The organism is Streptomyces sp. NPDC111516, assembly GCF_055635345.1.
Genome location: NZ_JBVKBV010000018.1, coordinates 130,229 through 156,872, shown reverse-complemented (window position 1 = coordinate 156,872; position 26,644 = coordinate 130,229). Strand labels below are relative to the sequence as shown.

Here is a 26,644-nt window from a genome sequence, read left to right as displayed (position 1 = left end):
GCGCTCGACCTTGGGCAGCAGCGGCTCGATCACCGCCCACAACTCGTCATCGACTTCCCACGGCTTCGGCCGCGCCACTCCGCACCCCCGGATCAACGCTCCTGGAGTGATCCAACCACCTCGAAGATCATTTCGTTAGGAGTTCTAAGCCGGGCCGAACCGGCGCGTCCACCGGTGGACTGTCTCGTGGCTGACCTCGATGCCGCGCTCGAGCATCAGCTCCTCGATGTCGCGCAGGCTCAGGCTGAAGCGGTGATACAGCCACGCGCAGTGGGAGATGACCTCCGGCGGAAAGCGGAAACCCCGGTACGACGGCGTCATCACGGACAGCCCCCTCCAGCGATCCGACCAGCCGGATGATCATGCCGCCCGAGGAGGCCACCACTCAACCTGACAACACCCCATGCCGGAATCCGGCAGCACCAGGTCAGCTTCGACCGGAACCGCTGACGCGTCGGCTCGTGACGCTTGGGTTTACGAGATCCGCCTGAGTTTGTCGGCGCGCGTGCGTCGGCGGCGGCGAGCCGCAGAACAGGCAGCGGCCAGGCGCGGTCCGCAGCCGCTCCCTCTTTGGCGAGGCGGCACGAAATCACCGGCACCGATGGTGCACCGCGCCGCCCCCGCCTCTAGAATTGAAGAGTTCTGCAATTCGCTAGTTGCCGGATTAGTCAAGAAGTGCGGGGTGGAGAGCGTGGTGGTGGGCGGGTTCGCCTACGAGGTACGGGAGCGGGTCCGTCGGGCGCGGGCCCGGCTTGCGGCCGCTTTGGATGCTGAGGATGCCTATGAGGCGGCCTTGGCCGAGGACGAGGTGGAGGATGCGTTGCGAGTGGCGCGCGAGCACGGCATCGGCACGGACGACAAGAAGGCCGGGGAGTGAGCGTGGTTCAGGTACCGCTGTACCAGGCGAAGGCGGAGTTCTTCCGGATGCTCGGTCATCCGGTCCGTATCCGGGTGCTGGAGCTGCTGCAGGACGGGCCGCTGCCCGTGCGGGATCTGCTGGCGGAGATCGGGATCGAACCGTCGAGCCTGTCGCAGCAGTTGGCCGTATTGCGCCGTTCGGGGATCGTGACCGCGACCCGCGAGGGCGCGACAGTCGTGTATGAGCTGGCCGGCGGGGATGTGGCGGAGCTGATGCGGGCCGCGCGCCGGATTCTGACCGTGATGCTGGCGGGGCAGCAGGACCTGCTCGACCAGTTGCACAGCGCCGAATCGTCGACGGCGTCGTGAACTGGGGCATGCACCGGCATATGCCCGCCAGGGTGCGTGCCCTGCCGGACATGAAGCGGCATGCCACGACGGTGCCGCTGATCCCGGCGTCGGTCAGGGCGGTTCGCGTCAACACCGCCGAGACCCTCACCTCCTTCGGGATCGGCCCCGATTCCTCGCTGGCCGGTGCCGCACTACTGGTCGTCAGCGAACTCATCACCAATGCCGTACGGCACGCCGAGCGCTCGCCCGACGCGGAGGTGGTGGTCAGCGTGGCTGGCGGGCAATTGGTGATCGGCGTATGCGACCAGGATCCCCGCATGATCGACCTGGCCGCCGAGGTGACAGGCACGGGCTTGCGGACGGCTGCGGAACTCGCCACCGTCTACGACGGCGGTGTCAGTGTCGAACCTGCTTCCCGGGGGCGGGGGAAGACGGTCCTGGTCCGTTTCCAGCTCTACGGCCCCCAATAATGGGGCAGGACGCAATGGCCGGAGTGCGTTTCGGGCTCACCTGCTCGTACACGGACAACAAACCCGTCACGCGTACTGCGGACGCGGCCATGGTCAGCTCGCTCACTGCCTACCCGCCCGGCCGGACAGCACGAGCACGCTGCCGAGTACCGGACACAAGACGGGAGACAGGTCATGAGTGACACCGTGCGGGACGAGAGTCAGCCCGCGCCCGAGGGCCGCGGAGCCGGCACCGAGTCCTGGAAGCAGAAGGGCGTGGCCTTGCGCGCCTTCTTCTACATCTTCGGTACGCACCTGTTCGCGGGATTCGTCTGGCTGCTGTTCTACGTGGGCGAGCACGCCCACAAGTGACGGCGGCCGGATCGGCCCGGTGCGGCAAGGCCGCTGCTGAGGGTCACATGTTGTGCGCTGCGGCCGAACTGCCTGCTTGAAGGCCCGCGGTCAAGGTCGCAGCAGTTGCCTGGGGTGGTGAGGGCCACAGCCGGCCCGTGAGGGAGGCAGGCGAGGCGCTCGAAGGCGGCGAAACGCGCAGGCGCCGTTCCCCGTCCCGGCGGACGGGGCACAATGCGTGCGAAGTGTGTCCTGGGTCAGGCTTTCTTCAGGAACTCGGTCTTCAGGACGAGGCCCTTGACCTTCTTGGTGTTGCACTCGACCTCGCCGGCCCGGCTGGTGAGGCGGATGTTCTTGACCAGGGTGCCGCGCTTGAGGGTCTCGGAGGTGCCTTTCACCTTCAGGTCCTTGATCAGGGTGACGGAGTCGCCGTCCTCCAGAACGGTTCCGTTGCTGTCCTTCACGATCACGTCGCTCATGTTCTTTTCCTTGCTCTGTTCGTTGCTGTGCAGTGCTTGCATCAGTTCTGGTCGGCGCTGGTGCGCGTGCCGGGCCATTCGTCGGTGCACCACTCCCGCCCGTCGCCGGCAGGGTCCTGGTGGGTAGCGAGGGCGGTGGGCAGGTCGCTGTGGACGGGGACCGGCGGGTGGGTGGCGTCGGGGACCAGGGAGCCGTCGGCGGGGATCGCGGCGAGTTCCAGGCGCCGCCCCTCGCTGCGGAGTTGGCGGGCGGCCTGGGCCACGGCGAGCTGACCGCCGGTGGACCAGCCGCGCAGTTCGGTCAGGTCGAGGATGACCGGGCCGGTGCCGCGGGCCTGGACCCAGCCGATAGCGCCGGTGAACCGGTGGACGGCGTCCGGGCCGAGGTATCCGGCGAGGGAGAGGACGCCGAGGTTGTGGTGGGTGGTGTAGCGCCACTCGATGGTCATTGTCGCTGCCTCGATCTTCTACAGGGGGAGGGTGACCCAGATGCTCTTGCCCCGGCCGTCCGCGTCCCCGCGTACGACCGTGGTGCCGCCGAGTTGGAGAGTGAGTTCGGCAACGGTGGCCAGCCCGGTACTGACACCGCCGGTGACCGCGGTGTAGAAGGAGGGCTGGTAGGGGTGGCGGTCGTGGACGGCGAACGCGAACGTGTCCGGCCCGCCCGCGAAGACGACCGTCACGTTCAGGGAGAGCACGGCGGCGTGCCGCACGCTGTTGGTCACCAGCTCCGCCAGGATCAGCAGCGCCGGATCCACGCTCGGATGACGGCGGCTGATCCCCCACTCCGCCATCACCTGCTCCGTAGTCTCACGCGCTATCCGCACCGCCGAGCCCATCATGGGCAGGGTCAGCACATGCCGGTACGGCAAGCTTTCGAGCTGCGTACTCACCGGGCCTCCGGGGAGACGAGGCGGAAGCCGTTGATCGCCTGCGGGCGGATCCGTACAAGGGTGTCGTGCGGGCCGTGGGTCCAGCCCTGCAGCGTACGGCGGTAGTGGGCCGCCTCGTCCGCGTCGCTGACGAGTTCGGCCGGTCCGGTCACGGTGACGGTCCAGCCTGTGCCGCCGGCCCCCCGGATCTCGTCCGCCTGATAGGTCAGCGCGCCCCGGTCAGCCAGGGCGGCCTCCTGAACCGGGGTGCGGACGATCAGGCGCCCGTACTGCAGGACGTGCACGGCCGGGCGGACCACGGCGGTCTCGCGCTGGAAGTAGACCAGGCGTCCCTGACCGGTACTTTCCAGCAGCCACAGGGCCTCCGCTGAGGACACCTCGACCATGCGGCGGGCGATGGGGGCAGTCATCGGGAAGCCTTTTCGGTGACAGGGGCGATCCGGCCTCGATCGGGCAGCAGCCCGGCCTTCTGCAGGTGGACACGAGCCCCGGCGATGGCCTCCGGAGTGGAGGCGTACTCGTGCCCCTCCTGCTGCAACAGGCCCAACGCGCCGACAGAATCCAGGGCGCGCCGCTGGCCGGGTCGGATACCGGAGGTCATCACGGCGATACCGCGCCGGTTCAGCTTCTCCACGGCGTCCTTCAATACGAGAGCACCCGTGGCATCCATGGTCGAGACCCGCGACATCCGCAGGATCACCACGCGCACGTCGGCGACCTCGGAAAGCTCAAGGAGGAAACGGTGGGCACCGGCGAAGAACAGCGGCCCGTCGATCCGGTACGCGACGATGTGCTCGGCCAGCAGCGCATGCTCTTCGTCGCTGTGCTCGCCGGGCATGTCGGGGCGGAAGTCGACCTGGTCCATGCGGGCCTGACGGGCCACCGCCCGCAGCGCCAGCGCCCCGGCCACGACCAAGCCGATGATGACCGCGTACACCAGGTCCAGGGCCAGAGTAGCGGCCGCGGTCAGGACCAGGACGATCGCGTCCGCACGGGTCGCCTTCGCCATCGCGCGCAGGGAGCCGACCTCGACCATGCGGATCGCGGTCGCGATCAGTACCCCGGCCAGCGCGGCAAGCGGGATTCTGGAGACCAGCGGGGCGGCGGCGAACACGATGACCGCCAGCACGGCGGCATGGATCAGGGCGGCGAGCCGGGAGGAGGCGCCAGTGCGGACGTTGACCGCGGTGCGGGCAATCGCGCCGGTCGCCGGCACGCCGCCGAACAGCGGGGCGGCAATGTTCGCCAGGCCCTGCCCGAACAGCTCCTTGTCCGGATCGTGCGTCTGACCGACCGTCATCCCGTCGGCGACCTGCGCCGACAGCAGCGACTCCAGCGCCGCCAGGGCGGCGACCGCGATGGCCGGGGCCAGTAGCGAGCCGAGCGCGGACATGTCGACGAAGCCGAGCGAAGGTACGGGCAGACCCGCCGGCAGGTCCCCGATCGGGGCGGCGGCGTCCAGGTGGAAGAGCTGCGCGACGAGGGTCGCGGCGATCACCGCGACGATCGAGAACGGGATGGTGGGCCGCCAGCGGGCCCCCACCAGCATCACCACAACCACCCCGGCCGCCAGCGCCACGGCAATCCAGTTCGGGGACTTCATGAACGCCTCGATAGCGTGCCAGGTCACCACCAGGACCTTGTCGCCCTCCGGCTTGGCCACCCCGAGCGCGTTCGGGACCTGCTGGAGGCCGATCACGCAGGCGATGCCCAGAGTGAAGCCCTCCACCACCGAGGCGGGAATGTAGGCCATGTACCGCCCGGCCCGCGCCAGAGCGAGGCCGATCAGCATCAACCCGGCGATCAGTCCGACCGTCAGCACTCCGCCGGGCCCGTACTGGGCGACGATCGGCACCAGCACCACCGTCATCGCCCCCGTGGGACCGGAGACCTGGAGATTCGAGCCACCGAACAGCGCCGCCAGGGCACCCGCCACCACGGCAGTCGCCAACCCGGCTTCGGCGCCGAGCCCAGAGGAGACACCGAACCCGAGAGCGAGCGGCAGCGCCACAATGGCGACGGTGAGGCCCGCGAGCAGGTCACGGCGCGGGTTACGGGCCATGACCGCGTAATCGGCGCGGGCAGGCAACAGGGAACGCACCCGGCCCCAGAACCGGTCCGGCAACGTACTCACTCGGCTGCTCCCGCTGCTTCCCGCAGCTCGGCCAGCAGTTCGTTCTGCCCGGTCAGCATCTCTGTCAGGATCCTCCGCGCCGCCCGCATCAGATCCGCGACATCCCCGCCGGCCAGCTCGTACACCACGGTCGAACCCTCCCGGGCAGAGATCACGATCCCCGAGCGGCGCAACACCGCCAACTGCTGTGACAGCGCCGACGGCTCCACCCCGATCTCCGCCAGCAGATCGCGCACCGGCATCGGCCCGCCCTGCAGCAACTCCAGCACCCGGATACGCACCGGGTGCCCGAGCATCCGGAAGAACTCGGCCTTGGCCTGATACAGCGGAACCGGCACGGTCTCGAACACTCCCCATCACCCAGGCACCTGGGACATCGCTTGACGAAGCGCCTGCGGCTACCCACGGACACAGCCCCTACAGCATGTAGCGAATTGCAGAATTATGCAATTCATTGATTTCACGCCCGCCCTGCGGCCTCGCACACCCGACCCTCGACGCCCCTGGATCACGGGCACGCACTGCCCGGCCGTAGGTCGTCAGGGGCCGAACGGCGGTAGGCGCGAAACCATCCCGGCGGCAGCGGGGACCGGCTTCGGTCCGCCGTTCAGTCGCCGTCGGTCCTGAACGGGACTGATTCGCGGTATGCGTCGGCGAGTTCGCGGAGCTGGTTGTACTTGGCGACGCGCACGCCGCAGGCCGGGCACCGGACTTGATCTCCCCGCACGCGACGCCCACCACCGGGTCGAGGGGCCGGCGTTTCCCCTGAGCGACGGGAGACCCTCTGTACGTACCCGGCCTCGTGGCAGATCCGCATGGTCTCCAGGATGTCGGTGACCGGCCTTGTCGAGGGCACACGGGAGATTGCCTGACAACCCGCGTTGCCACTCTGCCGGGGTCCGGGCCTCGCCGAAGGAAGTGAACGCCTACGAGGCGAGTATCGGCTCGAGCCATTGCTTCTGCTGCTCCGAAGTACGGGGACGCGCTGTGATCGTTCCCCACTGACGGGCCGGAGGACCGACGCCCGTCCGTCCCGCCCTCTCAGCGCACGCCGGCCCACAAAAGGACGAAGTCCCCGTCCTGGTGGACAACCTGATCCTCGGCCACTGTCAACTCCAAGATCCGGACCAGTTCCGGGCCAAGGCGACGCGCGGAGCCCCGCCGAAACGCCATCTGCCAGGTCAGGATGGACCATGACGATGTACCACCAGCAGACGAAAAACCTGCTGGGATGACACCACGGCCGGTCCGCGCAGCGAATGCCGCTTCGCAATCCCTCCCGCCGCAGGCAAGGGGCTGGAACATCCTCGTACACCACGCGCTGACGAGGCCCGGTGTACACATAGACACCGACGTCCGGCCACAACCGAACGCGTCCTGATTCGGACCGAGGCGCGCCTATGACGTTCTGGCACGTGCCCTTCGCTGCCGCAAGGCCGATACTGCCGACAGGAGCAGGTCAGCCGAGACCCGCCCGACCAACCTGACGAACCGTCACTAAAGTCGACATTAAGTCAGCATCAATTCCGCCAGAACCCGCTCACGACCGCCACGAACAGCCAAGATCACGAACTACCCATACCCACTCTGAACAGCGAAAACGCAGGACAACCACCCACCTGCTACCTTGCCTAGGAGATACCCGTGAGGATGCTCATCAACGTCCCGGAAACCGTTGTCGCGGACGCGCTGCGCGGTATGGCCGCCGCCCATCCGGAGCTGACCGTGGATGCCGAGAACCGTGTCGTCCTGCGGCGTGACGCGCCCATGGCCGGGAAGGTGGCGCTGGTCTCCGGGGGCGGGTCCGGACACGAGCCGTTGCACGCCGGATTCGTCGGGCCCGGGATGCTGTCGGCGGCGTGTCCGGGAGAGGTGTTCACCTCGCCCGTGCCCGATCAGATGGTGCGGGCAGCCGCCGCGGTCGACAGTGGGGCGGGGGTGCTGTTCGTCGTCAAGAACTACACCGGCGACGTGCTGAACTTCGAGATGGCCGCCGAGCTCGCCGAGGACGAGGGCATTCGGGTCACCCAGGTCCTCGTCAACGACGACGTGGCCGTGACCGACAGTCTGTTCACGGCGGGGCGGCGGGGCACGGGCGCGACCTTGTTCGTCGAGAAGATCGCCGGGGCCGCCGCCGACGAGGGCGCGTCGCTGGAACAGGTGGCGGCCATTGCTCGGCGGGTGAACGAGGAGTCGAGGAGTATCGGGGTGGCGCTCAGCGCCGTCACCACGCCCGCCAAGGGGTCTCCGACCTTCGATCTACCGCCGGGCGAACTGGAACTGGGGATCGGGATCCACGGCGAGCCGGGGCGGGAGCGGCGTCCGATGATGACGTCGGGGGAGATCGCGGACTTCGCGGTGGACGCGGTGCTGGAGGACCTGCGGCCACGCGGACCCGTGATCGTGCTGGTCAACGGGATGGGAGCGACTCCGCTGCTGGAGCTGTACGGGTTCAATGCCGAGGTGCAGCGGGTGCTGTCCGAGCGGGGGGTCGTGACGGCTCGTACGCTCGTGGGGAACTATGTGACCTCGCTCGACATGGCGGGCTGTTCGGTGACGCTCTGCCAGGTGGACGAGGAGCTGCTGCGCCTCTGGGACGCGCCGGTGGAGACACCGGCGCTGCGCTGGGGCCGTTGACCCACCCGACAAGGAGATCACGTGCTCGACGCCGATTTCTTCCACCGTTGGATGACCACGGCCGCGGCTGCCGTGGATCGCGAGGCGGACCACCTCACCGAGCTCGACTCGGCGATCGGGGACGCCGATCACGGCAGCAACATGCAGCGCGGGTTCGCCGCGGTGACCGAGGTCCTGGGCCAGGAGCAGCCGCAGACCCCGGGTGCCGTGCTGACGCTCGCCGGACGGCAGTTGATCTCGAAGGTCGGCGGGGCTGCGGGGCCGTTGTACGGGACGTTGCTGCGGCGTACGGGAAAGGCTCTGGGCGACACGCCGGCCGTGACGCCGCAGCAGTTGGCCGAGGCGCTCGGGGCGGGCGTCGCGGCCGTGGCCCAGCTGGGCGGGGCGCAGGCCGGGGACAAGACGATGCTCGATGCGCTGCTGCCGGCCGCCGAGGCGCTGGGGACCTCCTTCGGAGCGGCCCGGGAAGCGGCGGAGGCGGGGGCGCTGGCGACAGTTCCTCTCCAGGCCCGCAAGGGCAGGGCGAGCTATCTGGGCGAGCGCAGCATCGGTCATCAGGATCCGGGGGCGACGTCCTCCGCCCTGCTGATCGCGGCACTGGCCGAGACCGGCGGCGTGCTCGGGGGTGAGGCATGAGCGACGGGAAGCAGGTCGGGATCGTGCTCGTCTCGCACAGCGGCCCGGTGGCCGAGTCCGTCGCCGAGCTCGCCAGGGGGCTGGCCGCCGGTGGATCGACGGCCCCGGTCGCCGCGGCCGGTGGTACGCCCGCGGGTGGGCTCGGGACCAGCGCGGAGCTGATCTCCGAGGCCGCCAGGTCGGTGGACGGCGGTGCGGGGGTGGCCTTGCTCGTCGATCTGGGCAGCGCGGTGCTCACGGTCAAGACGATGCTGGCCGAGGGCGACGAACTGCCGGACGGTTCGCGCCTGGTGGACGCGCCGTTCCTGGAGGGTGCGGTGGCCGCCGTGGTCACGGCGTCGGCGGGCGCCGACATCGCGGCGGTGGCGGCCGCGGCCTCGGAGGCCTACGAGTACCGCAAGGTGTAGGCAGGTGGATTCCCGCGGTCCGTGAGGCCGCCCCGTGCACCCGTCGTCCGTGGGTGCACGGGGCGGCCTCACGCCTGCCATCAGGCAGCCGACGCGGTCGCGGCTGCCTCGATCCTGATCCGGGCCTGCCGTGTCGTGCCGTTGACCGTCACGGCGAGTGTGATCGTGCCCGGCCGGAGTGCGGTGAGGATGCCGGTGGACGGGTCGAGGACCGCAGTATGGCAGTGGCGGGCGTCGCCCAGGTCACCGATGTGGACGTTCGGGGATCCGGTCCAGTCCGCGGCCAGCGGGAAGCCGACCGGGACTTTACGGGCGCCTTGCGTGACGGTCGCCGTGACCTTCGTACGGCTGCCGGTACCGAGCACGGTGGGCGCCTCGATCTCCAGCGCGTCGACATGCGCGCGGGTCTGCACGGAGACCCAGTCGGGCCCGCCCTGCCACGGCCGTTGCCGCGCGGCTCCCTGTTCACCGGGCGTGATGTGGTCGGCGCCGACCAGTGACCAGCCGGTGAAGCCGCCCTCGTCGGCCGGTCCGGCCGGTGCCTTGCCGGAGTTGCCGTTGATCAGATACGGCACTCCGTCGACGTGCGCGGCGTGGAAGACGCCGACGTGGCTGCCGATGAACGCCGCGCCCTTGCCCGTAGTACGGCGGAAGTCGGCGAGCCACTGTTCGACGAGGGCCGCCTCCTTGCGGTCCCCGAGCTGGCTGCCCTTCTGTACGGTCGGGTCCCGCGGCGGCACGTGCTCGATCAGCATGACCGAGTCGACGGTCCGGTCGTTCGCTGCCGCGTCCAGCTGGGCGCGGAGCTGCTTGATCTGGGCGAAACCCCCGCCGCGCAGGCTGAGGCTGGAGGTGTCGAGCGTGACGAAGCGGGTGCCCTTGTGGTCGAACGTCCGCTGGGCGGGGCCGAATTCGGTGATGAAGTTGTCGATTTTGCCGCCCATGACCTCGTGGTTGCCCGGTACGTAGTACCAGGGCAGCGAGTCGCCGAGTTCCTGGTCGAGGATCCGGTGGGCGAAGGCCAGATCCGCGGGTGATCCCTCGTCGACGAGGTCACCGTTGATCACGAGGAAGTCCGGGTGGGCCGCCTTGATCTCGCGAAGGGTGCGCCGTGCCTGGGCGACGATGGCGCTGTCCGGGTCCCGGGCGACGAACTGGGCGTCGGACATCACCGCGAACTGCCAGTCCCTGCGCCCGGTCACGGCCGCCGGGTCGATCAACGGGTCCGCCGGGGCCGCCTGTTCGGGAAGGTCGACGGTGGGCGGCACCTGGGCGGTGAGTTCGTCGATGACGATCTCACCCGTGTACTGCTGAGCGGCGGCGGTCTCCGCGAGGTAGAAGCGGGACACGGAGAGCGGCATGGCGGCTCCCGACGGTACGGCGAAGGTGACCTGCCGCCAGCCGGTCCAGGTGACGTACGGTCCGCGCAACAGCTGGTCGGAGCCCGCGGCGTCCTTGAGGTGCAGGGTCGGCCAGGCGCCGTTGCCGTCGCCCTTGATCCACAGCTTGAACGACTGCGGCTGGCCGGACACTGTGACGGGCTGCGGCGGGGACGCGTAGGCGGCGCGGGTCGCGGTCGACTGGGTGAAGTCGTAGGTGAGTTGCAGTCCGGTGCCGGTGTGGCCGTCGGGCGTGGCAGCGAGTGAACCGCTCGCCCGGGCCTGGCTGAACTTCCAGGACGCCGCGTCGTCGAAGGAGGAGACGGCCTGTTCGGTGAGGCCGACGCTGACGGCGAGGACGGTGGTGGTGCCGGCCACGGTGGCCTTGATCTGTCCGGCATCGCCACCGGTGCGTGAGGCAACGGTGAAGGAGCCCTGGCCGTCGTCGCGGATGTCGAAGAGCGCGTGGTCGTAGTCGAGGGTGACGTCGCGCGGTTCCACGGGGGCGCTGGTGCCGTGGGCATCGAGTCCGACGATGCCGAACGTGCCGGTGGCCTCGGCGTCGGCGAGGCCCACGCGCCGGGTGGTCGGTTCGATCCGGGCCAGTTCGTCGAGGACGGTCAGGGTCGTGCTGCCGCGCGCCGGTCCGTGTTCGGCGCGTACCTCGGTGGCGCCGCCGCGGCGCGCGGTGAAGAGCCCGTCGCCGTCGACGGTGCCGACGGAGCCGCGCACTGTACGCCAGCGCGGGTCGCCGTCGGCGGGGCCGTACGTCTCGTCGTATCCGGTCGCGGTGAGGCGGCGGGTGAGCCCGGGGAAGACCCGGTCGGGGTGGCCGCCCTTGACGGGGTCGACGCCCGGTGCGGAACCGGCGGGCGTACGCGGCTGGACCCAGAAGCCGTTGAGGCGTCCGCTGCCGTCGGGGACGGTGAGGGCGAGGCCGTTGGGTACGGTGCGTTCGCTGCCGTCGGACGGACTGTTCTCCACCCGGAGCGCGTCGCTGCCGGGCTCACGCGCCACGAGGGTCGACGAGCCGCCGCCGTCCAGGTTGAGTGCGCTGTAGGAGCCGGCGCGCCGCATCATCAGACCGAGTTCGGTGAGGGTGACGCCGCCGCTGTCGGCCTGCCGCCCGTCGACGGTGAGGATCTGCATGGTCCGGCCGTCTTCGGAGAAGCCGACGGCGGTGCGGGGTGCGGCGGTGTTGTTGCCCTCGCCGTCATGGTTCTGCGCGACTCCGTCGACGACGAGGAGTTCGCGCCCGCCGACGGCGGTGCGTGGCAGGGCTCCGTTGTCGGTGCGTGCCCGGTAAGTCAGGGACACCGGGTCGCCGGGTTTCAGTGCGTCGAGCGCGGCGGCCCCGGCTTCGCGACCGATCAGGATGGTGGTGTCGTCCGGGACGGCTCCTGATCCGGGGGTGTGCGCGACGGAGACGACCTTGCCGTCCCGTACGACCGCTTCGGCTACGGGGGTCGCGTTGTCCACGGTCAGGGCGCGGTCGGCGGTTCCCCAGGCCGAGGTGTACGCGCCGACTCCCCCGGCTGGGACATTGGCGGCGTTGTAGGCGGCGAGCGGCCGCTGTCCGGCGGGCAGGGTGAGCGTCCCGTCGAAGTACAGGTTCAGGATGCGGCCCGCGCTGTCGGGACCGATACCGACGGCCCGGTTGATTCCCGGGGCGGGCGACTGGACGGTCGCCCCGTCCTTGATGCCGATCCCCTCCGGCGCGCCGGTCTGGTTGATGTCGAAGAAGTCGCCGTTGATCGCGGCGACGGTGCGGCGGCCGCGGCCCGCTTCGTGTCCGGCGGCGAGTTCGGAGACCGTGTGCCGTTCGGAGACCTTCCCGGAGAAGAGGTAGTCGGCCTGTACGCCGGTGCCTGCGAGGTCGACGGAGAGGGAGTCGACCCGCAGCCACTTGTCGGATTCGAGCCGGTCGTACGAGTCGAGGCGGACACCCTGGGCGATCGGGCGCGACGTGCGTGCGGTTTCGATGCCGTCGCCGTCCGCGACGGACCGGGGCTCTCCCGCCGGGTTGCTCGCGGGTGGTGGCGCGACAGGCCGGAGTACATCGGCGGAGGTACGGGGACGGGGGTCGGGGGTCGAATCGGCGAGCGCGGGAGAAATCGCGCCGACCGTCATCGCGGACACCGTCGCCAGCAGCACGAGCGGTCGCGCGACCGTCCCGTACCGCCGCGCCGCTCTCGCATGCGGTCCGGTCGTCCTGCCGACTATGCCGAAGGCCACAAATCCTCCTGGAATCACGTTGGTTGCCCGTCCCGGTCCACGGGCGGAAAGCGCTGTCGGCGGACAGCATGGCCGCGCGCGCAGCCCCGCACCAGGGGGCATCGGGAACCTCGGGGGAAACAGGACGAGTCGGCTCGATGACGGAAATGATCACTGGGGCAGGGGTGTCGTCCGGGGCGGCATGCGGACCGGCCCGCAGACTTGACGGCATGTCATCCCAGAAGCGCGCCATGCGCAGTGCGGGTCTCCTGCTGTTCCGTCGGCCGGCCGGGGCCGCGGACGACGACGCCGGTTTCGAGGTGCTCATCGGGCACATGGGTGGCCCGTTCTGGGCGGGCCGGGAGAGCGCGGCGTGGTCGATCCCCAAGGGTGAGTACGGCCCCGACGAGGAGCCGGCGGCCGCTGCCCGCCGTGAGTTCGCGGAGGAGTTCGGCCGTCCGGCGCCGGACGGTCAGTGGGTGGCGCTCGGTGAGGCCCGTCAGTCCGGCGGCAAGACCGTGACGGTGTGGGCGCTGGAGGCGGATCTCGATGCCGCGACGGCTGTTCCCGGGACGTTCACCATGGAGTGGCCGCGGGGGTCCGGGGTACTGCGGGATTTTCCGGAGGTCGACCGGTTCGCCTGGTGCACGCCCCAGGAGGCGGCGGAGCGGCTGGTCACGGGGCAGCGGGTTTTCCTGGACCGGCTGCGGGAGCACGTGGCCCACGGGCGGGTGACGCCCGCTCAGGACGGGCCCTGAGCGGGCTGTTCGCCGGTTGTGCGGTCGATCTCCGGGCGGTGCGGGTGGTGTTCGAGGTGCCGCGGCGAGGGCCTTTCGTTTGGATCAGGCCGGATCAGGGAGCGGGGTCCGGTGCCGTGCATCACAAGGTGGAGGAAGGAGTACTCGGGCGACTCCGACAACGCGGCGAGGGGCCGTGCCAGGCGTTCCGGGCCTGCGAGGATCGGCAGGACAGGGCCTGACAACGGTCGGAAACGTCAGTGCTGCGCTCCGCCGTCCTGCGCTGCCTCGATGCTGCTGTGCAGATCGCTCGTCGCGTCGAGCGCGGCGGCTCCGGAGAGGACCAGGCAGGCCAGCAGCGCGGCGGCCGCCGCCCGGCCGACGCGGGGCCGCGGGGCATTCCGGCCGAGCAGTGCGGCGACGCGGCGCGGTACGGGGCCGGCCGCCGCGGCGAGCGCCGTCCGGGGACGGGGCTGCGGGGCTCCTTCGGCGGCGCGGGCGGCGAGGGCGGCGCGGCCGATGGCGCGGGCGGCGATCCGTCGGTCGCCGACAGCGCAGGCTGCTGCCTCGTCGGCACAGCGCTCCAGGGCGTAGCCCATGGGGGCGCGCAGGGAGCGCAGTGCGGGGTGGCAGAGTGCGGCCATTTCCGCGGCTGCGATGAAGAGGTGGTGCCGGCCTGTGAGATGGGCGCGTTCGTGTGCCAGCAGGGCGTCGCGTTCGGCGGGGTCCAGGGCGCGCAGCATTCCCGTGGTGACGACGATCCGGCCCGGCGTGCCCGGACGGCCGGGCAGCGCGTACGCGTCGGCGCGGCTGTCGCGCAGGACGGCCAGTTCACCGTCTGCGTACTCGGGCGGCCGCACCGCTCGGTACAGCTCCGCCCAGTGGCGGTGGGCGGCGCGGGCGACCGCCGCGGCGCAACCCGCGAGCAGCGCCAGTGCGGCGGCCGCGAGGGGTACGGCGACGGCGGGAGGGGCGTCGGAGAGCGGTCTGACCAGTTCACCGAAGGCGGAGACGGCGGAGAACCGGGTGGCGCCGGGCACCACCAGCAAAACCAGGGCGAGCAGGCTGCACAGGGCGAGGCCGATGCCCGTGGAGGCGAGGAGCCGTACGGCACGCACCGGAGACAGGGCGTCCGCGAGGCGACGGGCAGCGGGTACCGCGACGAAGGGCATCAGCAGCGGAACCCACACGGCGTAGATCATCGGTTTTCTCCGTCGAGCAGGTCCCGGAGCAGCTGCTCGTCCTCATCGGTGAGTTGTGACACGAATCGCGCCAGCACCGTGCTGCGGTCCTCCTCCTTCCGCAGCTCGCTGTGCATCCGGCGGGCGGTCAGACCCGGCGCGTCCTCGGTGGGGGTGTACGCGAATCCGCGGCCGGCCCGGGTGCGGGTGACCGTACCCTTTTCGTAGAGACGCGACAGGATCGTCGTGACGGTGGTGCGGGCGAGCGCCGCCCCGATCGCGCCCTGCACCTGGCCGGGGGTCAGGGGCGTGCCGGCCGCCCACAGGGCCGCCAGGATCGTGGATTCCAGCTCGCCGGACGGGCGCCGCTCCGATGCGGTGTGCTGCGGGCGCTGCGGGACGACTTCCGGTGCCGGCTCGCCGTCCGGGCGGGGGGCGGGTTCCCCGCTCGATATTCCCTTCACCTGCGACATGGGAACTCTCCTCCCCCTCCGGGCGTCTACAGTGACACAGACCGTCTACACCACTGTAGTCAGTCCGGGCGTTCCGTCGGGCCGCCCGCTCACCATTATGGGAGACCTTCCACCGTGTCCGTATTCTCACTGGCGGCCGCGCCACAAGCGGTGAACGTGCTGGACGCAGGTTCACTGCTCGGAGCGTTCGGTGCGCTCGGCATCGCCGTCGTGCTCTTCGCCGAGACGGGACTGCTCGTCGGCTTCTTCCTGCCCGGCGATTCCCTGCTCTTCACGGCGGGTCTTCTCTGCGTGTCGGGGACCCACGGGCCGGTCGAGCTGTCGTTGCCGCAGGTGCTGATCGCCGCCGTGGTCGGCGCGCTGCTCGGCGCGCAGGTGGGTTACTGGATCGGCCGCCGCGGCGGCCGGGCCCTGCTCGCCCGCAGCCGCGCCAAGCGGCTGCACGAGGGTGCCGCCCGCGCCGAGGAACTGCTCGGCAAGTACGGCCACGCCCGGGCGATCGTGCTGGCCCGCTTCGTACCCGTCGTACGCACGGTGCTCAACCCGCTGGCCGGGGCGCTCAACGTCCCCGCCGGGCTGTTCACGCTGTGGCAGGCCGTCGGCGGGGTGGTCTGGACCGTGGGGCTGGTCCTCGCCGGATACGCGCTGGGCGCCTCGGTGCCCAACGTCGACCGCTATCTGCTGCCGATCGTCGCCGTCGTGGTCGTGATCTCCCTCATCCCCCTCGCCACCGAACTGCTCCGCTCCCGCGGCCGGCGCACCGCAGAAGGAGACAACAGCTGATGCCACTCGCCTCCACGGCCACCTCGATCGACGGTGGCCTGTACACCTGGATCACCGAGCTGGCCCAGCGCTCCCCCGCCGCTCTGGATTCCGCCGTCCGTGTCTGGTCGGATTACGGACTGGCCCTGTTCGCCCTGCTGATGCTCGTGTCCTGGTGGCGCTCGCGCTCCGCAGGCCCCGACCGTACCGCCATGGCGCTCTGTACCCCGCTTGTCGTGGTGGCCGCGTACATCGTCAACGACCTGGTGAAATCGGCCTTCCATGAGCAGCGGCCGTGCCAGACGCTGCATGTAGTGACGGTGGAGGCCTGCCCCGCGCTCGGTGACTGGTCCTTCCCCAGCAACCATGCCGCCATCGCGGCGGCCGCCGCGATGGCCATCTGGCTGACCGATCGCAGACTCGGGGCGATCGCGGTGCCCGCCGCTCTGCTGATGGCGGCGTCCCGGGTGTGGATCGGTGTGCACTACCCGCACGATGTGCTGATCGGGCTGGTCACGGGCGCGCTCGTCGCCTGGCCGTTGACCATCGCGGCGCAGCGCTGCGCCCCGGTGGTGGTCCGGCTGCGCGAGAGCCCGCTGCGTCCCCTGGTGGCGAACCGGTGACCGAGAACGCTTCGGCGCTCACGCGCGGCCGGACCGCACCCCTGGCATTAGGGCTCCGTGCACCGCTGGGAGCCGTTCTTGTCGGGCTGCTCGGACTCGTCGGGCTGGCGGTTTTCGTCCTGGCCGCCCGGCACGGCTCCCCGCCCGCCCTGGACCGGGCCGCCCATGACTGGTCGCTGCGGCATCGGTCGTCGGGCCTCGTGGCGACCGCTCGGGCCGTCACGGCCACCGGCACCGGAGTGTTCCCGTACGCGGCGGCGGTGATCGCCGGGCTGATCGCGGGCCGTGACACCCGTCGGCGGCTGGAGTACGCGGTGGGCGCCCTGGCCTTCCTGCTGCTCGCGCAAGGTGTCCGCTACGGTCTCATGGAGCTGTTCGCCCGGCCCCGCCCGCCGCTGGGCGACTGGGCCACGCACGCCTCCGGCTTCGCCTTCCCCTCCGGTCACGCGACGACGTCCGCACTGATGGCCGGCCTGCTGCTCACGGCCATGGGCGTCCGGACGCGCGGCGGGAGGGTGCCGCGTTCTCTCCGTGCCGCCGTCGCCGCCCTGGTGATCTGCTGGGCGGCGGCCGTCGGCCTGAGCCGGATCCTGTTGGGGGTGCACTGGGCGACGGATGTGCTCGCCGGATGGCTGTTCGCCGCGGTCTGGGTGGGGCTGGGGACCGCGCTGATACGGAAGGCACTGCCGCTCCCGCAGTGACCGGTCCGTTCAAGGTCCCACCCTCATCGAGGTACCGTGCGATGCCCCTCATGTCTCCCGCGCCTGCCACCCGTGCCGTCCGTGGGCCGGTGGTGCCGCGTGTGCTCTCGCTCCTCCAACGTCGGCTGACCCGGGTGACGGTGACCGCGTACGCGGCGGCGGCGCTGGTGCCCGAGGCGGGACTGGCCCTGCGGCGGGTTCACCTTGCCGCGGTTCCCGTCCCCGGCGGCGCCCGTACGCAGCTCACGCTGCCTTCGCTCCTGCTCGCCCATCTGCTCTTCACCGCGGCGTTACGGGTGCCTGCCGGGGAGCTGCCGCGGCTCGTCCGCCGGCCCTTGTCGCTGCTGGTGGGCACGGCCGCCAATACGCTCATTCCGCTGGCCCTGCTGCCCTGTGTGGCCATGGTGCTGGGGCGACTGCCCGATACGGACGGATGCAGCGGGCTGATCACCGGGCTCGCGCTCGTGGGGGCCATGCCGGTCGCGGCCGGTGCCACGGTCTGGGGCGGCCGGGCGGGCGGCAACCACTCACTTGTCGTGGGGATCGTCCTCGCCTCCACGCTGCTCAGTCCGCTGACCATTCCGCTGATGCTCTCGGTGGCCTCGACGGTGACGCGTGGCCACTACGCCCACGATCTGTCACGCATGGCCGCGACGGACGGCGGGGCGTTCGCCGTGATCAGTGTGATCGTGCCGTGCGTCGCCGGTCTGGCCGTCCAACGTCTGACGCCCCGCCCCGTGCTCGAACGGCATCTGCCGTGGCTGGGGCTGCTCGGACTCGTCGACGCGGTGCTGCTTACCTACAGCAACGCCTGCGGGGCGCTCGGCGGTTTCCTGTTCCACCCGCGGCCCGCACTGCTGGTCGCGGCCGTCGTCGTGGCCGGGGCGCTGTGCGCGGCTTCCTTCGTGATCGGCTGGTTTCTGGCCCGTACGGTGCGGGCCGACCGCGCGGACACCGTGGCGATCACGCTGGCCTGCGGAATGAACAACAGCAGTGCGGGTGCGGTGCTGGCGGCGACCAATCTGCCCAGCAGCCCACAGGTGCTCCTGCCGGTTCTCGCGTACAGCATGTTGCAGAAGTGCGGGGCGGGGGTGGCGGACTCGGTGCTGCGCCGCAGGGCAGACACGTCTCAGGTCTTGTGACCGGGCAGGCGGATGACGGCGAGGCCGCCGTCGAGGTCGACGGTGGACCGGTGGGGTGGGGCGCCGTTCTCCTCGTCGTCGCGCAGCAGCAGAGCGCGCCGGCGCTCCTTGCGGAGCCTCGGCGCCCTCCTACCGGTAACTGAAGGTCGCCGCGGCCCGGCGGGCGCCTTGGCCGGCCGCCCCGGTGCGGAAGCCGCTTCCGACCGGTGCGCGGCGCACGGCGACACGGCGATGTCGTCGCGTCGCAGGCCTCCGGAGAAGGACTCCAGGTCGGCATGGAGTGCGTCCAGTACCTCGCGCGGCCCCTGCTGCGCCCACTGGCCCAGCCGGGCGTCGAGCGGGTAGAAGGCGCCCCATGCGTCACGGGCCTCGGTGACCCCGTCGGTGAAGAGCAGGAGCGTGGCGCCCGGCGGGAAGTCGAGCCCTTCCGCGACCCGTGCCTCCCCGCTGAGCTCCGCCATGCCGAGCGGAACGGATGTGCGGCGCAGCGGAACCGTGCGGGCCGCGCCGTCGTGGAGCAGGCGAGGCGGCAGATGACCGCAGTTGACACCCTCCACCCGGTCCTTCCCGTCGATTCCGAGCACCAGGGCGGTGACGGCCGCCTCCCCCGCGTCCGTACCCGGGAGCGTCGCTCCTCGCGTCGCCGTCCGGCGCCGGAGCCCGATCGTCACGGCCCATTCCTCCCGGGATCTGCCGACCCCGCGCCGGCGTTCGGTCCCAGTCCATCGGGATCGCGGGGGTCGACGCACGAGGCTTACGGCCCCATGGAGTACGCCGAAGGTCCCGCGACGGGAGGCGGTCGGTGGACTCCGGCCCGGAGGTCCCGGGCCGAAGGTCCCGCACCGGGTATCACCGCACGGGTGCCGTACGGACACCGCCGGACCCTGCCGGGCATGTCGGCGGATGGGGCGCAGCCGCACGGCCTGCGGGAACGGGGCCGCGGCGTCGGCCCAGTCCGCCGGGTAGCGCAGGACGGGGCCGCGCTGCTCGGCGAAGAAACGTGCGGGCCGGTCAGCGCGGCGCGGACCGGGTTGTCCAACGGGTGCCCGTCACCGCGGCGGCACGCGGAGCGCTCATGCGTCCATCTCGATCACGGTCTTCCCACGCGCGTGTCCGCTCTCCACGGAGCGCAGTGCTTCTCCCGCCCCGGACAGCGGGAAGGTCGCGGTCACATGCGTCCGCAGGACTCCGGCGACGACGAGGTCCGCCACCTCGTCGAGGACGGCCGCGGTGCGGGCACGGGCGACGGCCGCCCCGCCGAGCTCCACCGCCAGTGGCTTGCCCCCGGCGCTGATCAGCGTCGTAGGGTCGGCGAGCAGCGGGGCCACGCTCCTGAGGGTGTCACCGCCGACCAGGTCGAAGATCGCGTCGACGCCGTCGGGCGCCGCCGCCCGCACCCGGCCGGCGAGACCGGCGCCGGATTCGACGTGCACCGCGCCGAGCGACTCGACGAAGTCCTTCTTGGCCGCGCTCGCGGCGGCGATGACATGGACACCGGCGTGGCGGGCGAGCTGAACCGCGAAGGCGCCGACACCGCCTCCGGCCCCGGTGATCAGCAGGGTCGAGCCGGCGGCGGGACCGAGCTGGCGCACACCGTCGTACGCGGTGGCAGCCGCGACCGGCAGCACAGCCGCGTCGGCGAACGACAGACCGGCCGGCTTGTGCGCGGTCACGGCGACGGGAAGCAGCGTGTACTCGGCGTAGCCGCCGGTCACCGGATTGCCGAAGACCTCGTCCCCGACCGCGAATCCTTCGACGTCCGGGCCCACTCCCTCGACGACTCCGGCCGCCTCGCTGCCGAACACGGTGGGGAACGGCTGCGGCTCGCTGCCGGGCCTGGTGTACCCCGTACGCAGCTTCCAGTCGACCGGGTTGACCCCGGCCGCCCGGACGGCGACGAGCAGTTCGCCGGGGCCGGGCACCGGCACGTCCTGTTCGACGAGGGCCTCGACCTCCGGTCCGCCGTTGCGGGTGAACACGTACGCCTTGGGCATGAGCTTCCTCTCTCCTGTTCATGGCGGTGACCGTGCACAGCACCCGGGACCGGGCCGGTCACCGCTCGCCACAGCAGCAGGAAGGCGCCTCTCCGTGTGTGTATTCCCGGACCGCTGGGGCGTTCAGCGGACCGCAATGCTTGCCGCTACGACCTCCGTGGCGTCTCCCGCGATGCTCAGCGGACTCCGCCGGTGACCGGGTCCACGACCTTGTCCACCAGGAGTTCGAGAAGCCTCCGGTCGTCGCCCACGGTGCCGCGCTCGGCGGGTGTGTCCGGGTTGACGTCGAGCAGCACATGGGTGGCGCCCAGCTCGCCGAGCTCCGCCAGATCGGCCCGGATCCGGTCGATCGTGCCGTGTCCGGCGGGACGTTCACTGCCGAGGAGGGCGTCGGTGACGCGGATCTGGAGCCGCGGCACGAGCGCGGGAACGGGGCGGTGGACGCGTTCGGCCTCCTCGGTGATCAAGGGCAGCCCGGCCCGGATCGCATCGAGCGGCAGCCGGTACGGGTGCCAGCCCTCGCCGAACCGGGCGGCGCGCCGCTGGGCGGCGGCCGAATTGCCACCGATCCAGACGGGCAGGCCGGGAGCGGATACGGGCGCGGGCGCGGTCCGTACGCCTTCGTACGAGACGTAATCGCCCCGGAACGACGCGGGGTCCTCGGCCCAGGCGGCCCGGATCGCGGCCAGGTATTCATCGGTGATGCGCCCCCGCTCGGCGAAGGGCACGCCCAGCGCCTCGTACTCGGCCCCGGACCAGCCGATCCCCGCACCGAGGATGAACCCGTCGGCGTTCAGGTTGTCGATATTGGCGGCGAGCCGGGCCGTCTGCAGCGGGTGACGGTACGGGATCACCGTGACAGTCGTGCCGAGCGCCAGACCGGGTACCCGCCCGGCGATGTGCGCGGCCAGCACGAACTGGTCGTAGAACGGGGCCGGATACATCTCGTGCACATCGGAGGTGACTGCGACGTGGTCGGAGATCATCGCGAAGGAGTACCCCAATTCACGTGCGTCCACAGCCTGTTGGAGGAGACTCGCCGGGGTGGTGCCGACACCGAAATTGAGTATGTTCACGCCAAATTTCACAACCGGAGCCTAAGCCAGCTCTCTTGACGGCAGGTCACCGGGCGGGCATGGAGGATCCCGGCAACCTGCCTCGATTCAGCCGGCTGTCCGACGCAGGACCAGAGTGACGAAGCCCCAGGTGTCCCGGTAGACACGCAGCCATTCGGTACGCCGGACCGCGGCCGTCTCCAGCACCTGCGGGCTGTCCGGATGGTCGGGGTGATCCAGGGCCCAGGAGGCGAGCGACCCCCAGTTGGACCACTCGTAGTCGTCCAGTTCGCGGCGCGTGCTGACGTGACCGTGGACCGGGGTCCACCCGTCGGCGGCGACGTGGTCCAGGGTGGTCGCCAGGTCGGTGAAGTCCCCGAGCATCTCGGTGGCCTCCTTCGACGGCTCGCGTTCCCAGAAGCCCTCACCGATCAGGACGCGTCCGCCCGGAGCCAGGTGTGTGCGCGCCGCCGCGAGCGTGGGCAGCAGTCCGCCGAAGGCATGCGCGGCCCCGACGCTGAGCACCAGGTCGAAGGAGTGCGCGGAACGGAACTGCGCGGCGTCCTGGTGGTGCAGTGCGAGGCGTTCCTGGACGCCGAGACGGCTCGCGGCCTCACGGGCCTGCCCAAGGGCGTCCTCGGAGGTGTCGACGCCGTCGGCAAGCAGCCGCGGGTGCGCGGTCAGGGCACGCAGCAGCCATTCTCCGCCGCCGCAGCCGAGGTCGAGCACCCGCTCGTCCCCACGCGGGGCGCCACGCGCCAGGAGTTGTCGCACCGATTCGTCGTCGAGCGGGGACTTGATCGGGTGTTCGACATGGGCAAGCCTGGACATCTGTTCACGGTTCACCGGCGCAGCCTGACAGCACCAAAGGCCGTACGCACGTGGTTTTTCCGGTGCCGGCCGGCCAGTACCCGCTCGCGGCACGGACGCGGGCGCGGAAGTGATCCTCGCCCGACTCCTGAGTACCGTCAGCGCTTGAGGCCGTCCATCAGGTCGCGCATGTCGCTGATCATCGCGGACTGGTAGGGGGAGAGATCAGGGACGTCCGGTCCGTCACCCATCGGGGCTCCGCCGAGGTCGTCCTCGTACTGCAGGGAGGAGGAGAGAGTCAGCGAGAGGACCGCGCCGCCCTCCAGCACACGCAGTTCCGCGATGCCGTCGTCCGAGGTGAGCAGATACGCCCTGTCGCCGAGGTCTGCGACCGACTCCACCTTCACGCCGGTGTCGCCGAAATCGGTCACCCCGCGCTTCGCCTCGAACTCGGCAGCGGGGTCGGTCTTCTTGTGCAGTTCCACCATGACGCCGACGGAGTAGTCGGTGGACCAGCGCTTCAGAGAGCGCTTCGGCCCGGCGGAGGAAAGAAGAGGAATGAAACACCTGACCTGATCCAATGCCGGGTCGTTCAGAACCCCTGATTCCACCTTGCCCGTGGGCTCTCTCGGTGCGATCGCCGTACCGAGCGCCTTCAGTGGCAGCACCGGGCAGGGGGCTTCGTTCAACCGGTATCCGTGCATGTCCGGTTGTCGGTCACTCCCTGGGAACAGGAGCAGCGCCGCCGCCCACACGGCAGAAGCCACCACGGCTCCGCCCAGCGCCCACCGCCACGGCCTGCGCGGTCGCGGCTCCCCCATGTGTCCCTGGCCGAAGTCCATGTGCCCCTGGCCGAAGGCGCCCAGCACCTCGTCGGCCCCGACTCCGCCCGGCTCGCCAGCCATTTCCGGCTCAGAAATCATTACGCCCCCCTTGGTCGCGCCTTCCCCCTGCTCCCGTCATGATCGCAGCAACGACCCGACCCCGTCCGCCGGGTGCCCGAGGTCGGGTGCGCCGAGCGAATCCGAGCCGTTCCACCGGATCGTCAGACGCTGAGCGATCCCGCCGCTCAAGACCCGACCACCCGAACTGACCGAGTGACGGCCTGCGCCGGTGGGTTACCCGCGCGACTGACCCGTCCGGGCAGCGTCCCTGATCCGGGTCACCATCGATTTCGACTCAAGCACCGCTGGATATACGACGGTCGGTCCCCATTGCGCCGTCGGCTGTGGCAGTCTGGAGACGACCGCCCCACCGGGCTCCCCCGTACCGGTGGGGCGGTTCCGCTGCCCGGCGCGTCCGGCCCCCGTACGAACACGACGGCCGATCACGACGATTCCCGGCCATTACTGCCGTGTGACCTGATCAACTTCCCCTTTTCCGCATGGGAGCCTCCCCCCGGGGGCAGACGCAGGTACCTCATGGCCTACGACCAGGGGAGCGTGACGAGATGACGGCGCACACTGCGCGGACCGCCGGTGCGGAGCGGGCGGAGAGCGCACGGTCGACATCGGCCGACATGCCGACAGGAATCCGGAAACACAGGGCAGTTGCCGCAGAGCCGACGGAGGTCACGGGGTTCACGGAGGCTGCCGCGGACAGCGGCGAACTGCCGTGGATCGAGAACGCGGGGAAGGTTGCGCCTTCCGACGCGCGGGAGCTGTCCAGGCTGTTCTTCGAACGTCTGCGGGGCCTGGAGGAGGGGACCCCCGCCCACCAGTACGCGCGGAACACCCTCATCGAGATGAACCTCTCCCTCGTCAGGTTCGCCGCCGGGCGGTTCCGGAACCGGGGCGGCGGCGACATGGAGGACATCGTCCAGGTCGGCACCATCGGGCTGATCAAAGCCATCGACCGGTTCGATCTCTCCCGCGAGGTCGAGTTCACCTCGTTCGCGGTCCCGTACATCACCGGTGAGATCAAACGATTCTTCCGCGACACCAGCTGGGCGGTGCACGTCCCGCGCCGGCTTCAGGAGTTGCGGGTCGACATCGCCAGGACCAAGGAGTGCCTGACCACGGAGCTCGACCGCGAGCCCACCGTCCCGGAACTCGCCGAGCAACTGGGGCTGAGCGAGGGAGAGGTCACCGAGGGCATCGTGGCGGCCAACGGATACACGGCGGGCTCGCTGGACATGCCGGCCGATCCGGCCGACGCGAGTCAGCGCAACGCGGCGGGCCGCGCCTTCGCCGACGTCCTGGGCGGTCCGGATCCCGCCATGGAGACGGTCGAGAACCTGCATACGCTGGCCCCGCTGCTGGATGGTCTGGACGAGCGTGAACGCTGCATCGTCGACATGCGGTTCGGCCAGGAGATGACACAGTCCCGGATCGGCGCGGAGCTCGGCATCTCGCAGATGCACGTGTCCCGGCTGATCAGCAGGATTCTGCACAAGCTCCGCAGCGGGATGTTCGTCGAGGAGTGATCCCGGCGGTCTAGGACCTGTCCTGCCGATCTTCGCGGGCCCGGAACGCCTGGCACGGCACCTCGCCGCGTTGTCGGAGTCGCCCGAGTACGTCCAGTACGAGGACGATCCTCCGCCTTGCGATGCACCGCACCAGACGCCCCGGGCTGATCCACGAAGATCGGCAGGACAGGACCTAGTGGCCACCTGTTCGGCGCCGTGGTCCGGCACGAGGTGCGGGTGGTCCGACGGCCTTGCAGGGCCCTGCGGTGCCGGAACGGATCGCTCCGGCACCCGGGCCGGCCGACGGGCTCAGTCGCCGTTCTTCTCCGGGGCGCGCCCCGCGTAGTAGGTGGCGATCATGTCCTCGCCGCCGTGCCCTGCCGCCTCGGCGCGCGAGAACCGGTCGGCCGACGCGGCGACCAGGTCCAGCCGCACCCCCGAGTTCTCCGCCGCGTCCAGGATGAGGCGAGTGTCCTTGAGCGCCGTGGACAGCGCGAAGCTGGGGCTGAGGTCGCCGGAGAGGACGGCGGCGGTCTTGCCCTGGAGATACGGGGAGTCCAGCGGGCCGCCCTTCATGGCGTCGAGGAACGTCTGCGGGTCGATCTCCAGGCCCTCGGCGAGGTTGAGGCATTCCGCGATGGTGTTGACCAGGTTGATCACCCAGGTGTTGACCACGAGTTTCAGCCGCGACGCCGCTCCGGGGACCTCGGCGACCCAGACCGTGCGCTGCCCGATCGCTTCCAGCACGGGGTCCACCGTCGCCCGGACGGTGGAGGGGCCGGAGACGAAGACCGTCAACGCGCCCTGTTCCGCGGGCTGTTTGGTGCCGGCGACCGGCGCGTCGAGATAGACCAGCCCCAGCTCCGCGGCGCGCCGGGCGAGATCGGCGGTGGCCTCGAACCCGACGGTCGAGCTCTGGAGCAGCACCTGGTCGGTGTGGAGCCCCGGCGACGCGGCGGCGAGGGCGGCGGCGACGGAGGGGCCGTCGTTGAGCATGGTGAGGATGACGTCGGCGCCGCGCACTGCCTCGTCCGCCGTCTCCGTGACCGTGGCGCCGTCGGCGGCGAGCGGGGCCGCCTTGGCCTGTGTCCGGTTCCAGGCCCGGACGTCGAGTCCGGCCCGCAGCAGGCTCCGGGCCATGCCGGATCCCATGATCCCGGTTCCGAGGACGGCGACGGTCGGCCGCTGCGGGGTGGCGTCGGCAGCGCTTGAGGACATGAGGGGCTCCCTTGGTCGGCCGCGCCTCGGTCGGCTCGCGGCGCGGTGGGTTCTCAGGATTGCCGCAGCGCACCGTCGAGTACGGCAGCGTGCACGGCCCTGGCGAGTCGCGCTCCCCAGCGCGAGCGCGGTCCCGCGAAGGGTTCGCCGGGGTCGGCTCCCGGAGAAGGGGCGGCGATGCAGACTGCGTCGGTGGGGGTGCCCGAGCAGTCGAGACTCGCGTCGAGGAGTGCCTGGACCTTGGCCTCGGTGGCCGTGGCGACGGCGTTGACGAGTGCGGCGTCGGACAGCGGCACGGGGAGTGTGACGACGATGTTGACCGTGCCCGGCCGAGGCGGGCCGCCGGTGCCTTCGGCAGGGGTCGCCGCCCAGCCGCGTACGCCGAGTCCGCAGGTGGCGGTGGCCGTGACGCCCCCGTCGTCGGCGACCGTGTACGCGGTGACGTCGGCGGCTGTCATCAGCCCGGCACCAGGGCCGGTGAGGTGTTCCGCGGCGGCGATCCGGGCGAGGTGGCGGTCGGGGTCCATACGCGGATAGCCGCCGGGCACCTGGGCGTTGAGGATCCAGTCGCGCGGGCCGATGCCGCCGCCGAGCACGGCACTGCTGCACACCCGCCATCCGTGCCCCAGCCGCCACACCAGATGATGCAGGTCCTCACCGTCCTCGCGCCGGGTCAGCAGTTCGCCGCGCTGTTGGGGCAGCCGGATGCGTACGGAACTGATGGGGCACCCCCGGTGGCACGGCAGGACGACG

29 protein-coding genes and 1 pseudogene are annotated in these 26,644 nt (G+C 70.9%); 13 read left to right on the top strand and 17 right to left on the bottom strand.

Translation table 11 applies throughout. The features are described from left to right. Positions 1–150: 150 nt before the first annotated feature. Positions 151–321 (bottom strand): annotated as a pseudogene (locus ACZ7L9_RS28230) (IS6 family transposase); the annotation flags it as partial. A 361-nt stretch (positions 322–682) separates the two neighbouring features. On the opposite strand from ACZ7L9_RS28230, the gene ACZ7L9_RS28225 reads away from it, so the two are divergent. From ACZ7L9_RS28225 to ACZ7L9_RS28210, 4 genes are all read left to right on the top strand, one after another. After that, a complete protein-coding gene (locus tag ACZ7L9_RS28225) occupies positions 683–877 on the top strand; it encodes a hypothetical protein (protein ID WP_471419467.1) in 195 nt (64 codons plus the stop codon). Further along, complete coding sequence (locus ACZ7L9_RS28220) at positions 874–1,227, top strand: ArsR/SmtB family transcription factor (protein WP_471419466.1); 354 nt, start codon at positions 874–876, stop codon at positions 1,225–1,227. Before ACZ7L9_RS28225 ends, ACZ7L9_RS28220 begins: the two co-directional genes overlap by 4 nt. Before the next feature lie 50 nt (positions 1,228–1,277). Continuing rightward, positions 1,278–1,679: an ATP-binding protein gene (locus ACZ7L9_RS28215; protein ID WP_471419464.1), complete on the top strand. Its 402-nt coding sequence runs from the start codon at positions 1,278–1,280 to the stop codon at positions 1,677–1,679. 174 nt (positions 1,680–1,853) lie between these two features. Further along, positions 1,854–2,030, top strand: coding sequence for a DUF6126 family protein (locus tag ACZ7L9_RS28210; protein ID WP_471419461.1), 177 nt, complete (start codon positions 1,854–1,856; stop codon positions 2,028–2,030). 236 nt (positions 2,031–2,266) lie between these two features. On the opposite strand, the gene ACZ7L9_RS28205 is transcribed toward ACZ7L9_RS28210, so the two are convergent. The 6 genes from ACZ7L9_RS28205 to ACZ7L9_RS28180 are packed head-to-tail and all read right to left on the bottom strand — an operon-like array spanning position 2,267 to position 5,853. Further along, positions 2,267–2,488: an alkylphosphonate utilization protein gene (locus ACZ7L9_RS28205; protein WP_471419459.1), complete on the bottom strand. Its 222-nt coding sequence runs from the start codon at positions 2,486–2,488 to the stop codon at positions 2,267–2,269. Between the two features lie 41 nt (positions 2,489–2,529). Further along, on the bottom strand, positions 2,530–2,937 hold the full coding sequence (locus ACZ7L9_RS28200) for an STAS domain-containing protein (protein ID WP_471419458.1): 408 nt from the start codon (positions 2,935–2,937) through the stop codon (positions 2,530–2,532). Positions 2,938–2,955: 18 nt separating this feature from the next. Further along, entirely contained in the window at positions 2,956–3,381 is a 426-nt protein-coding gene (locus tag ACZ7L9_RS28195) for an ATP-binding protein (protein ID WP_471419456.1), read from the bottom strand. Further along, positions 3,378–3,791 carry a pyridoxamine 5'-phosphate oxidase family protein gene (locus ACZ7L9_RS28190; protein ID WP_471419453.1) on the bottom strand — a complete coding sequence of 138 codons (414 nt, stop codon included), beginning with the start codon at positions 3,789–3,791 and terminating at the stop codon, positions 3,378–3,380. The genes ACZ7L9_RS28195 and ACZ7L9_RS28190 overlap by 4 nt, the downstream gene beginning before the upstream one ends. Next, positions 3,788–5,515 (bottom strand): SulP family inorganic anion transporter, encoded by a 1,728-nt coding sequence (locus ACZ7L9_RS28185; protein WP_471419451.1) that lies wholly within the window; start codon positions 5,513–5,515, stop codon positions 3,788–3,790. Before ACZ7L9_RS28185 ends, ACZ7L9_RS28190 begins: the two co-directional genes overlap by 4 nt. Further along, the gene (locus ACZ7L9_RS28180; protein WP_471419482.1) at positions 5,512–5,853 is read right to left on the bottom strand and encodes an ArsR/SmtB family transcription factor; all 342 of its coding nucleotides are present in this window, start codon (positions 5,851–5,853) and stop codon (positions 5,512–5,514) included. Before ACZ7L9_RS28180 ends, ACZ7L9_RS28185 begins: the two co-directional genes overlap by 4 nt. 1,312 nt (positions 5,854–7,165) lie before the next feature. On the opposite strand from ACZ7L9_RS28180, the gene dhaK reads away from it, so the two are divergent. Genes dhaK through ACZ7L9_RS28165 form a run of 3 tightly spaced genes read left to right on the top strand, consistent with a single transcriptional unit; the run spans position 7,166 to position 9,195 of the window. Then, positions 7,166–8,152 carry a dihydroxyacetone kinase subunit DhaK gene (gene dhaK / locus ACZ7L9_RS28175; protein WP_471419481.1) on the top strand — a complete coding sequence of 329 codons (987 nt, stop codon included), beginning with the start codon at positions 7,166–7,168 and terminating at the stop codon, positions 8,150–8,152. Between the two features lie 21 nt (positions 8,153–8,173). After that, positions 8,174–8,788 carry a dihydroxyacetone kinase subunit DhaL gene (gene dhaL, locus ACZ7L9_RS28170; RefSeq protein WP_471419450.1) on the top strand — a complete coding sequence of 205 codons (615 nt, stop codon included), beginning with the start codon at positions 8,174–8,176 and terminating at the stop codon, positions 8,786–8,788. Then, a complete protein-coding gene (locus ACZ7L9_RS28165; RefSeq protein ID WP_471419448.1) occupies positions 8,785–9,195 on the top strand; it encodes a PTS-dependent dihydroxyacetone kinase phosphotransferase subunit DhaM in 411 nt (136 codons plus the stop codon). The genes dhaL and ACZ7L9_RS28165 overlap by 4 nt, the downstream gene beginning before the upstream one ends. An 80-nt stretch (positions 9,196–9,275) precedes the next feature. Here the strand turns inward: ACZ7L9_RS28165 and ACZ7L9_RS28160 are convergent, their stop codons facing one another. Further along, positions 9,276–12,704: a phosphodiester glycosidase family protein gene (locus tag ACZ7L9_RS28160; RefSeq protein ID WP_471419478.1), complete on the bottom strand. Its 3,429-nt coding sequence runs from the start codon at positions 12,702–12,704 to the stop codon at positions 9,276–9,278. A gap of 314 nt (positions 12,705–13,018) precedes the next feature. Between ACZ7L9_RS28160 and ACZ7L9_RS28155 the strand changes: the two genes are divergently transcribed. Beyond that, positions 13,019–13,546, top strand: coding sequence for an NUDIX hydrolase (locus tag ACZ7L9_RS28155; protein WP_471419446.1), 528 nt, complete (start codon positions 13,019–13,021; stop codon positions 13,544–13,546). Between the two features lie 236 nt (positions 13,547–13,782). Here the strand turns inward: ACZ7L9_RS28155 and ACZ7L9_RS28150 are convergent, their stop codons facing one another. Then, positions 13,783–14,727, bottom strand: coding sequence for a M56 family metallopeptidase (locus ACZ7L9_RS28150; protein WP_471419444.1), 945 nt, complete (start codon positions 14,725–14,727; stop codon positions 13,783–13,785). Continuing rightward, positions 14,724–15,179 carry a BlaI/MecI/CopY family transcriptional regulator gene (locus ACZ7L9_RS28145; RefSeq protein ID WP_471419442.1) on the bottom strand — a complete coding sequence of 152 codons (456 nt, stop codon included), beginning with the start codon at positions 15,177–15,179 and terminating at the stop codon, positions 14,724–14,726. Before ACZ7L9_RS28145 ends, ACZ7L9_RS28150 begins: the two co-directional genes overlap by 4 nt. A 114-nt stretch (positions 15,180–15,293) precedes the next feature. On the opposite strand from ACZ7L9_RS28145, the gene ACZ7L9_RS28140 reads away from it, so the two are divergent. Genes ACZ7L9_RS28140 through ACZ7L9_RS28125 form a run of 4 tightly spaced genes read left to right on the top strand, consistent with a single transcriptional unit; the run spans position 15,294 to position 18,407 of the window. Next, the gene (locus ACZ7L9_RS28140; protein ID WP_471419441.1) at positions 15,294–15,962 is read left to right on the top strand and encodes a DedA family protein; all 669 of its coding nucleotides are present in this window, start codon (positions 15,294–15,296) and stop codon (positions 15,960–15,962) included. Beyond that, the gene (locus ACZ7L9_RS28135; protein ID WP_471419439.1) at positions 15,962–16,564 is read left to right on the top strand and encodes a phosphatase PAP2 family protein; all 603 of its coding nucleotides are present in this window, start codon (positions 15,962–15,964) and stop codon (positions 16,562–16,564) included. Before ACZ7L9_RS28140 ends, ACZ7L9_RS28135 begins: the two co-directional genes overlap by 1 nt. Beyond that, on the top strand, positions 16,561–17,265 hold the full coding sequence (locus tag ACZ7L9_RS28130) for a phosphatase PAP2 family protein (RefSeq protein ID WP_471419437.1): 705 nt from the start codon (positions 16,561–16,563) through the stop codon (positions 17,263–17,265). Before ACZ7L9_RS28135 ends, ACZ7L9_RS28130 begins: the two co-directional genes overlap by 4 nt. Positions 17,266–17,315: 50 nt before the next feature. Continuing rightward, positions 17,316–18,407, top strand: coding sequence for a bile acid:sodium symporter family protein (locus ACZ7L9_RS28125; protein ID WP_471419435.1), 1,092 nt, complete (start codon positions 17,316–17,318; stop codon positions 18,405–18,407). Here the strand turns inward: ACZ7L9_RS28125 and ACZ7L9_RS28120 are convergent. The 5 genes from ACZ7L9_RS28120 to ACZ7L9_RS28100 all read right to left on the bottom strand — a co-directional run bounded on the left by ACZ7L9_RS28120 (position 18,395) and on the right by ACZ7L9_RS28100 (position 23,189). After that, positions 18,395–19,078, bottom strand: a complete 684-nt coding sequence (locus ACZ7L9_RS28120; protein WP_471419433.1) for a SpoIIE family protein phosphatase — start codon at positions 19,076–19,078, stop codon at positions 18,395–18,397. The genes ACZ7L9_RS28125 and ACZ7L9_RS28120 overlap by 13 nt on opposite strands. 402 nt (positions 19,079–19,480) lie before the next feature. Further along, complete coding sequence (locus ACZ7L9_RS28115) at positions 19,481–20,401, bottom strand: NADP-dependent oxidoreductase (RefSeq protein ID WP_471419431.1); 921 nt, start codon at positions 20,399–20,401, stop codon at positions 19,481–19,483. Positions 20,402–20,577: 176 nt separating this feature from the next. Next, the gene (locus ACZ7L9_RS28110) at positions 20,578–21,477 is read right to left on the bottom strand and encodes a TIGR03619 family F420-dependent LLM class oxidoreductase (protein ID WP_471419429.1); all 900 of its coding nucleotides are present in this window, start codon (positions 21,475–21,477) and stop codon (positions 20,578–20,580) included. A gap of 87 nt (positions 21,478–21,564) precedes the next feature. Continuing rightward, complete coding sequence (locus ACZ7L9_RS28105) at positions 21,565–22,302, bottom strand: SAM-dependent methyltransferase (RefSeq protein WP_471419427.1); 738 nt, start codon at positions 22,300–22,302, stop codon at positions 21,565–21,567. Between the two features lie 122 nt (positions 22,303–22,424). Continuing rightward, positions 22,425–23,189 carry a hypothetical protein gene (locus tag ACZ7L9_RS28100; protein WP_471419426.1) on the bottom strand — a complete coding sequence of 255 codons (765 nt, stop codon included), beginning with the start codon at positions 23,187–23,189 and terminating at the stop codon, positions 22,425–22,427. Between the two features lie 527 nt (positions 23,190–23,716). On the opposite strand from ACZ7L9_RS28100, the gene ACZ7L9_RS28095 reads away from it, so the two are divergent. Beyond that, positions 23,717–24,691, top strand: coding sequence for an RNA polymerase sigma factor SigF (locus ACZ7L9_RS28095; RefSeq protein ID WP_471419424.1), 975 nt, complete (start codon positions 23,717–23,719; stop codon positions 24,689–24,691). A gap of 291 nt (positions 24,692–24,982) precedes the next feature. Here the strand turns inward: ACZ7L9_RS28095 and ACZ7L9_RS28090 are convergent, their stop codons facing one another. Together ACZ7L9_RS28090 and ACZ7L9_RS28085 are read right to left on the bottom strand one after the other, a co-directional pair. Beyond that, positions 24,983–25,891, bottom strand: coding sequence for an NAD(P)-dependent oxidoreductase (locus ACZ7L9_RS28090; RefSeq protein ID WP_471419423.1), 909 nt, complete (start codon positions 25,889–25,891; stop codon positions 24,983–24,985). A gap of 53 nt (positions 25,892–25,944) precedes the next feature. Next, the gene (locus ACZ7L9_RS28085; RefSeq protein WP_471419476.1) at positions 25,945–26,598 is read right to left on the bottom strand and encodes an adenosylcobinamide amidohydrolase; all 654 of its coding nucleotides are present in this window, start codon (positions 26,596–26,598) and stop codon (positions 25,945–25,947) included. Positions 26,599–26,644 lie beyond the last annotated feature (46 nt).

Excerpts from the sequence above, each read along its gene's own strand:
- ACZ7L9_RS28095 (WP_471419424.1), top strand. The coding sequence starts at position 23,717 with ATGACGGCGCACACTGCGCGGACCGCCGGTGCGGAGCGGGCGGAGAGC.
- ACZ7L9_RS28165 (WP_471419448.1), top strand. The coding sequence starts at position 8,785 with ATGAGCGACGGGAAGCAGGTCGGGATCGTGCTCGTCTCGCACAGCGGC.
- ACZ7L9_RS28210 (WP_471419461.1), top strand. The coding sequence starts at position 1,854 with ATGAGTGACACCGTGCGGGACGAGAGTCAGCCCGCGCCCGAGGGCCGC.
- ACZ7L9_RS28125 (WP_471419435.1), top strand. The coding sequence starts at position 17,316 with ATGTCTCCCGCGCCTGCCACCCGTGCCGTCCGTGGGCCGGTGGTGCCG.
- dhaK (WP_471419481.1), top strand. The coding sequence starts at position 7,166 with ATGCTCATCAACGTCCCGGAAACCGTTGTCGCGGACGCGCTGCGCGGT.
- ACZ7L9_RS28215 (WP_471419464.1), top strand. The coding sequence starts at position 1,278 with ATGAAGCGGCATGCCACGACGGTGCCGCTGATCCCGGCGTCGGTCAGG.
- ACZ7L9_RS28200 (WP_471419458.1), bottom strand. The coding sequence starts at position 2,937 with ATGACCATCGAGTGGCGCTACACCACCCACCACAACCTCGGCGTCCTC.
- ACZ7L9_RS28135 (WP_471419439.1), top strand. The coding sequence starts at position 15,962 with ATGCCACTCGCCTCCACGGCCACCTCGATCGACGGTGGCCTGTACACC.
- ACZ7L9_RS28150 (WP_471419444.1), bottom strand. The coding sequence starts at position 14,727 with ATGATCTACGCCGTGTGGGTTCCGCTGCTGATGCCCTTCGTCGCGGTA.
- ACZ7L9_RS28155 (WP_471419446.1), top strand. The coding sequence starts at position 13,019 with ATGTCATCCCAGAAGCGCGCCATGCGCAGTGCGGGTCTCCTGCTGTTC.
- ACZ7L9_RS28100 (WP_471419426.1), bottom strand. The coding sequence starts at position 23,189 with ATGATTTCTGAGCCGGAAATGGCTGGCGAGCCGGGCGGAGTCGGGGCC.
- ACZ7L9_RS28090 (WP_471419423.1), bottom strand. The coding sequence starts at position 25,891 with ATGTCCTCAAGCGCTGCCGACGCCACCCCGCAGCGGCCGACCGTCGCC.
- ACZ7L9_RS28190 (WP_471419453.1), bottom strand. The coding sequence starts at position 3,791 with ATGACTGCCCCCATCGCCCGCCGCATGGTCGAGGTGTCCTCAGCGGAG.
- ACZ7L9_RS28160 (WP_471419478.1), bottom strand. The coding sequence starts at position 12,704 with ATGACGGTCGGCGCGATTTCTCCCGCGCTCGCCGATTCGACCCCCGAC.
- ACZ7L9_RS28205 (WP_471419459.1), bottom strand. The coding sequence starts at position 2,488 with ATGAGCGACGTGATCGTGAAGGACAGCAACGGAACCGTTCTGGAGGAC.
- ACZ7L9_RS28115 (WP_471419431.1), bottom strand. The coding sequence starts at position 20,401 with ATGCCCAAGGCGTACGTGTTCACCCGCAACGGCGGACCGGAGGTCGAG.
- ACZ7L9_RS28145 (WP_471419442.1), bottom strand. The coding sequence starts at position 15,179 with ATGTCGCAGGTGAAGGGAATATCGAGCGGGGAACCCGCCCCCCGCCCG.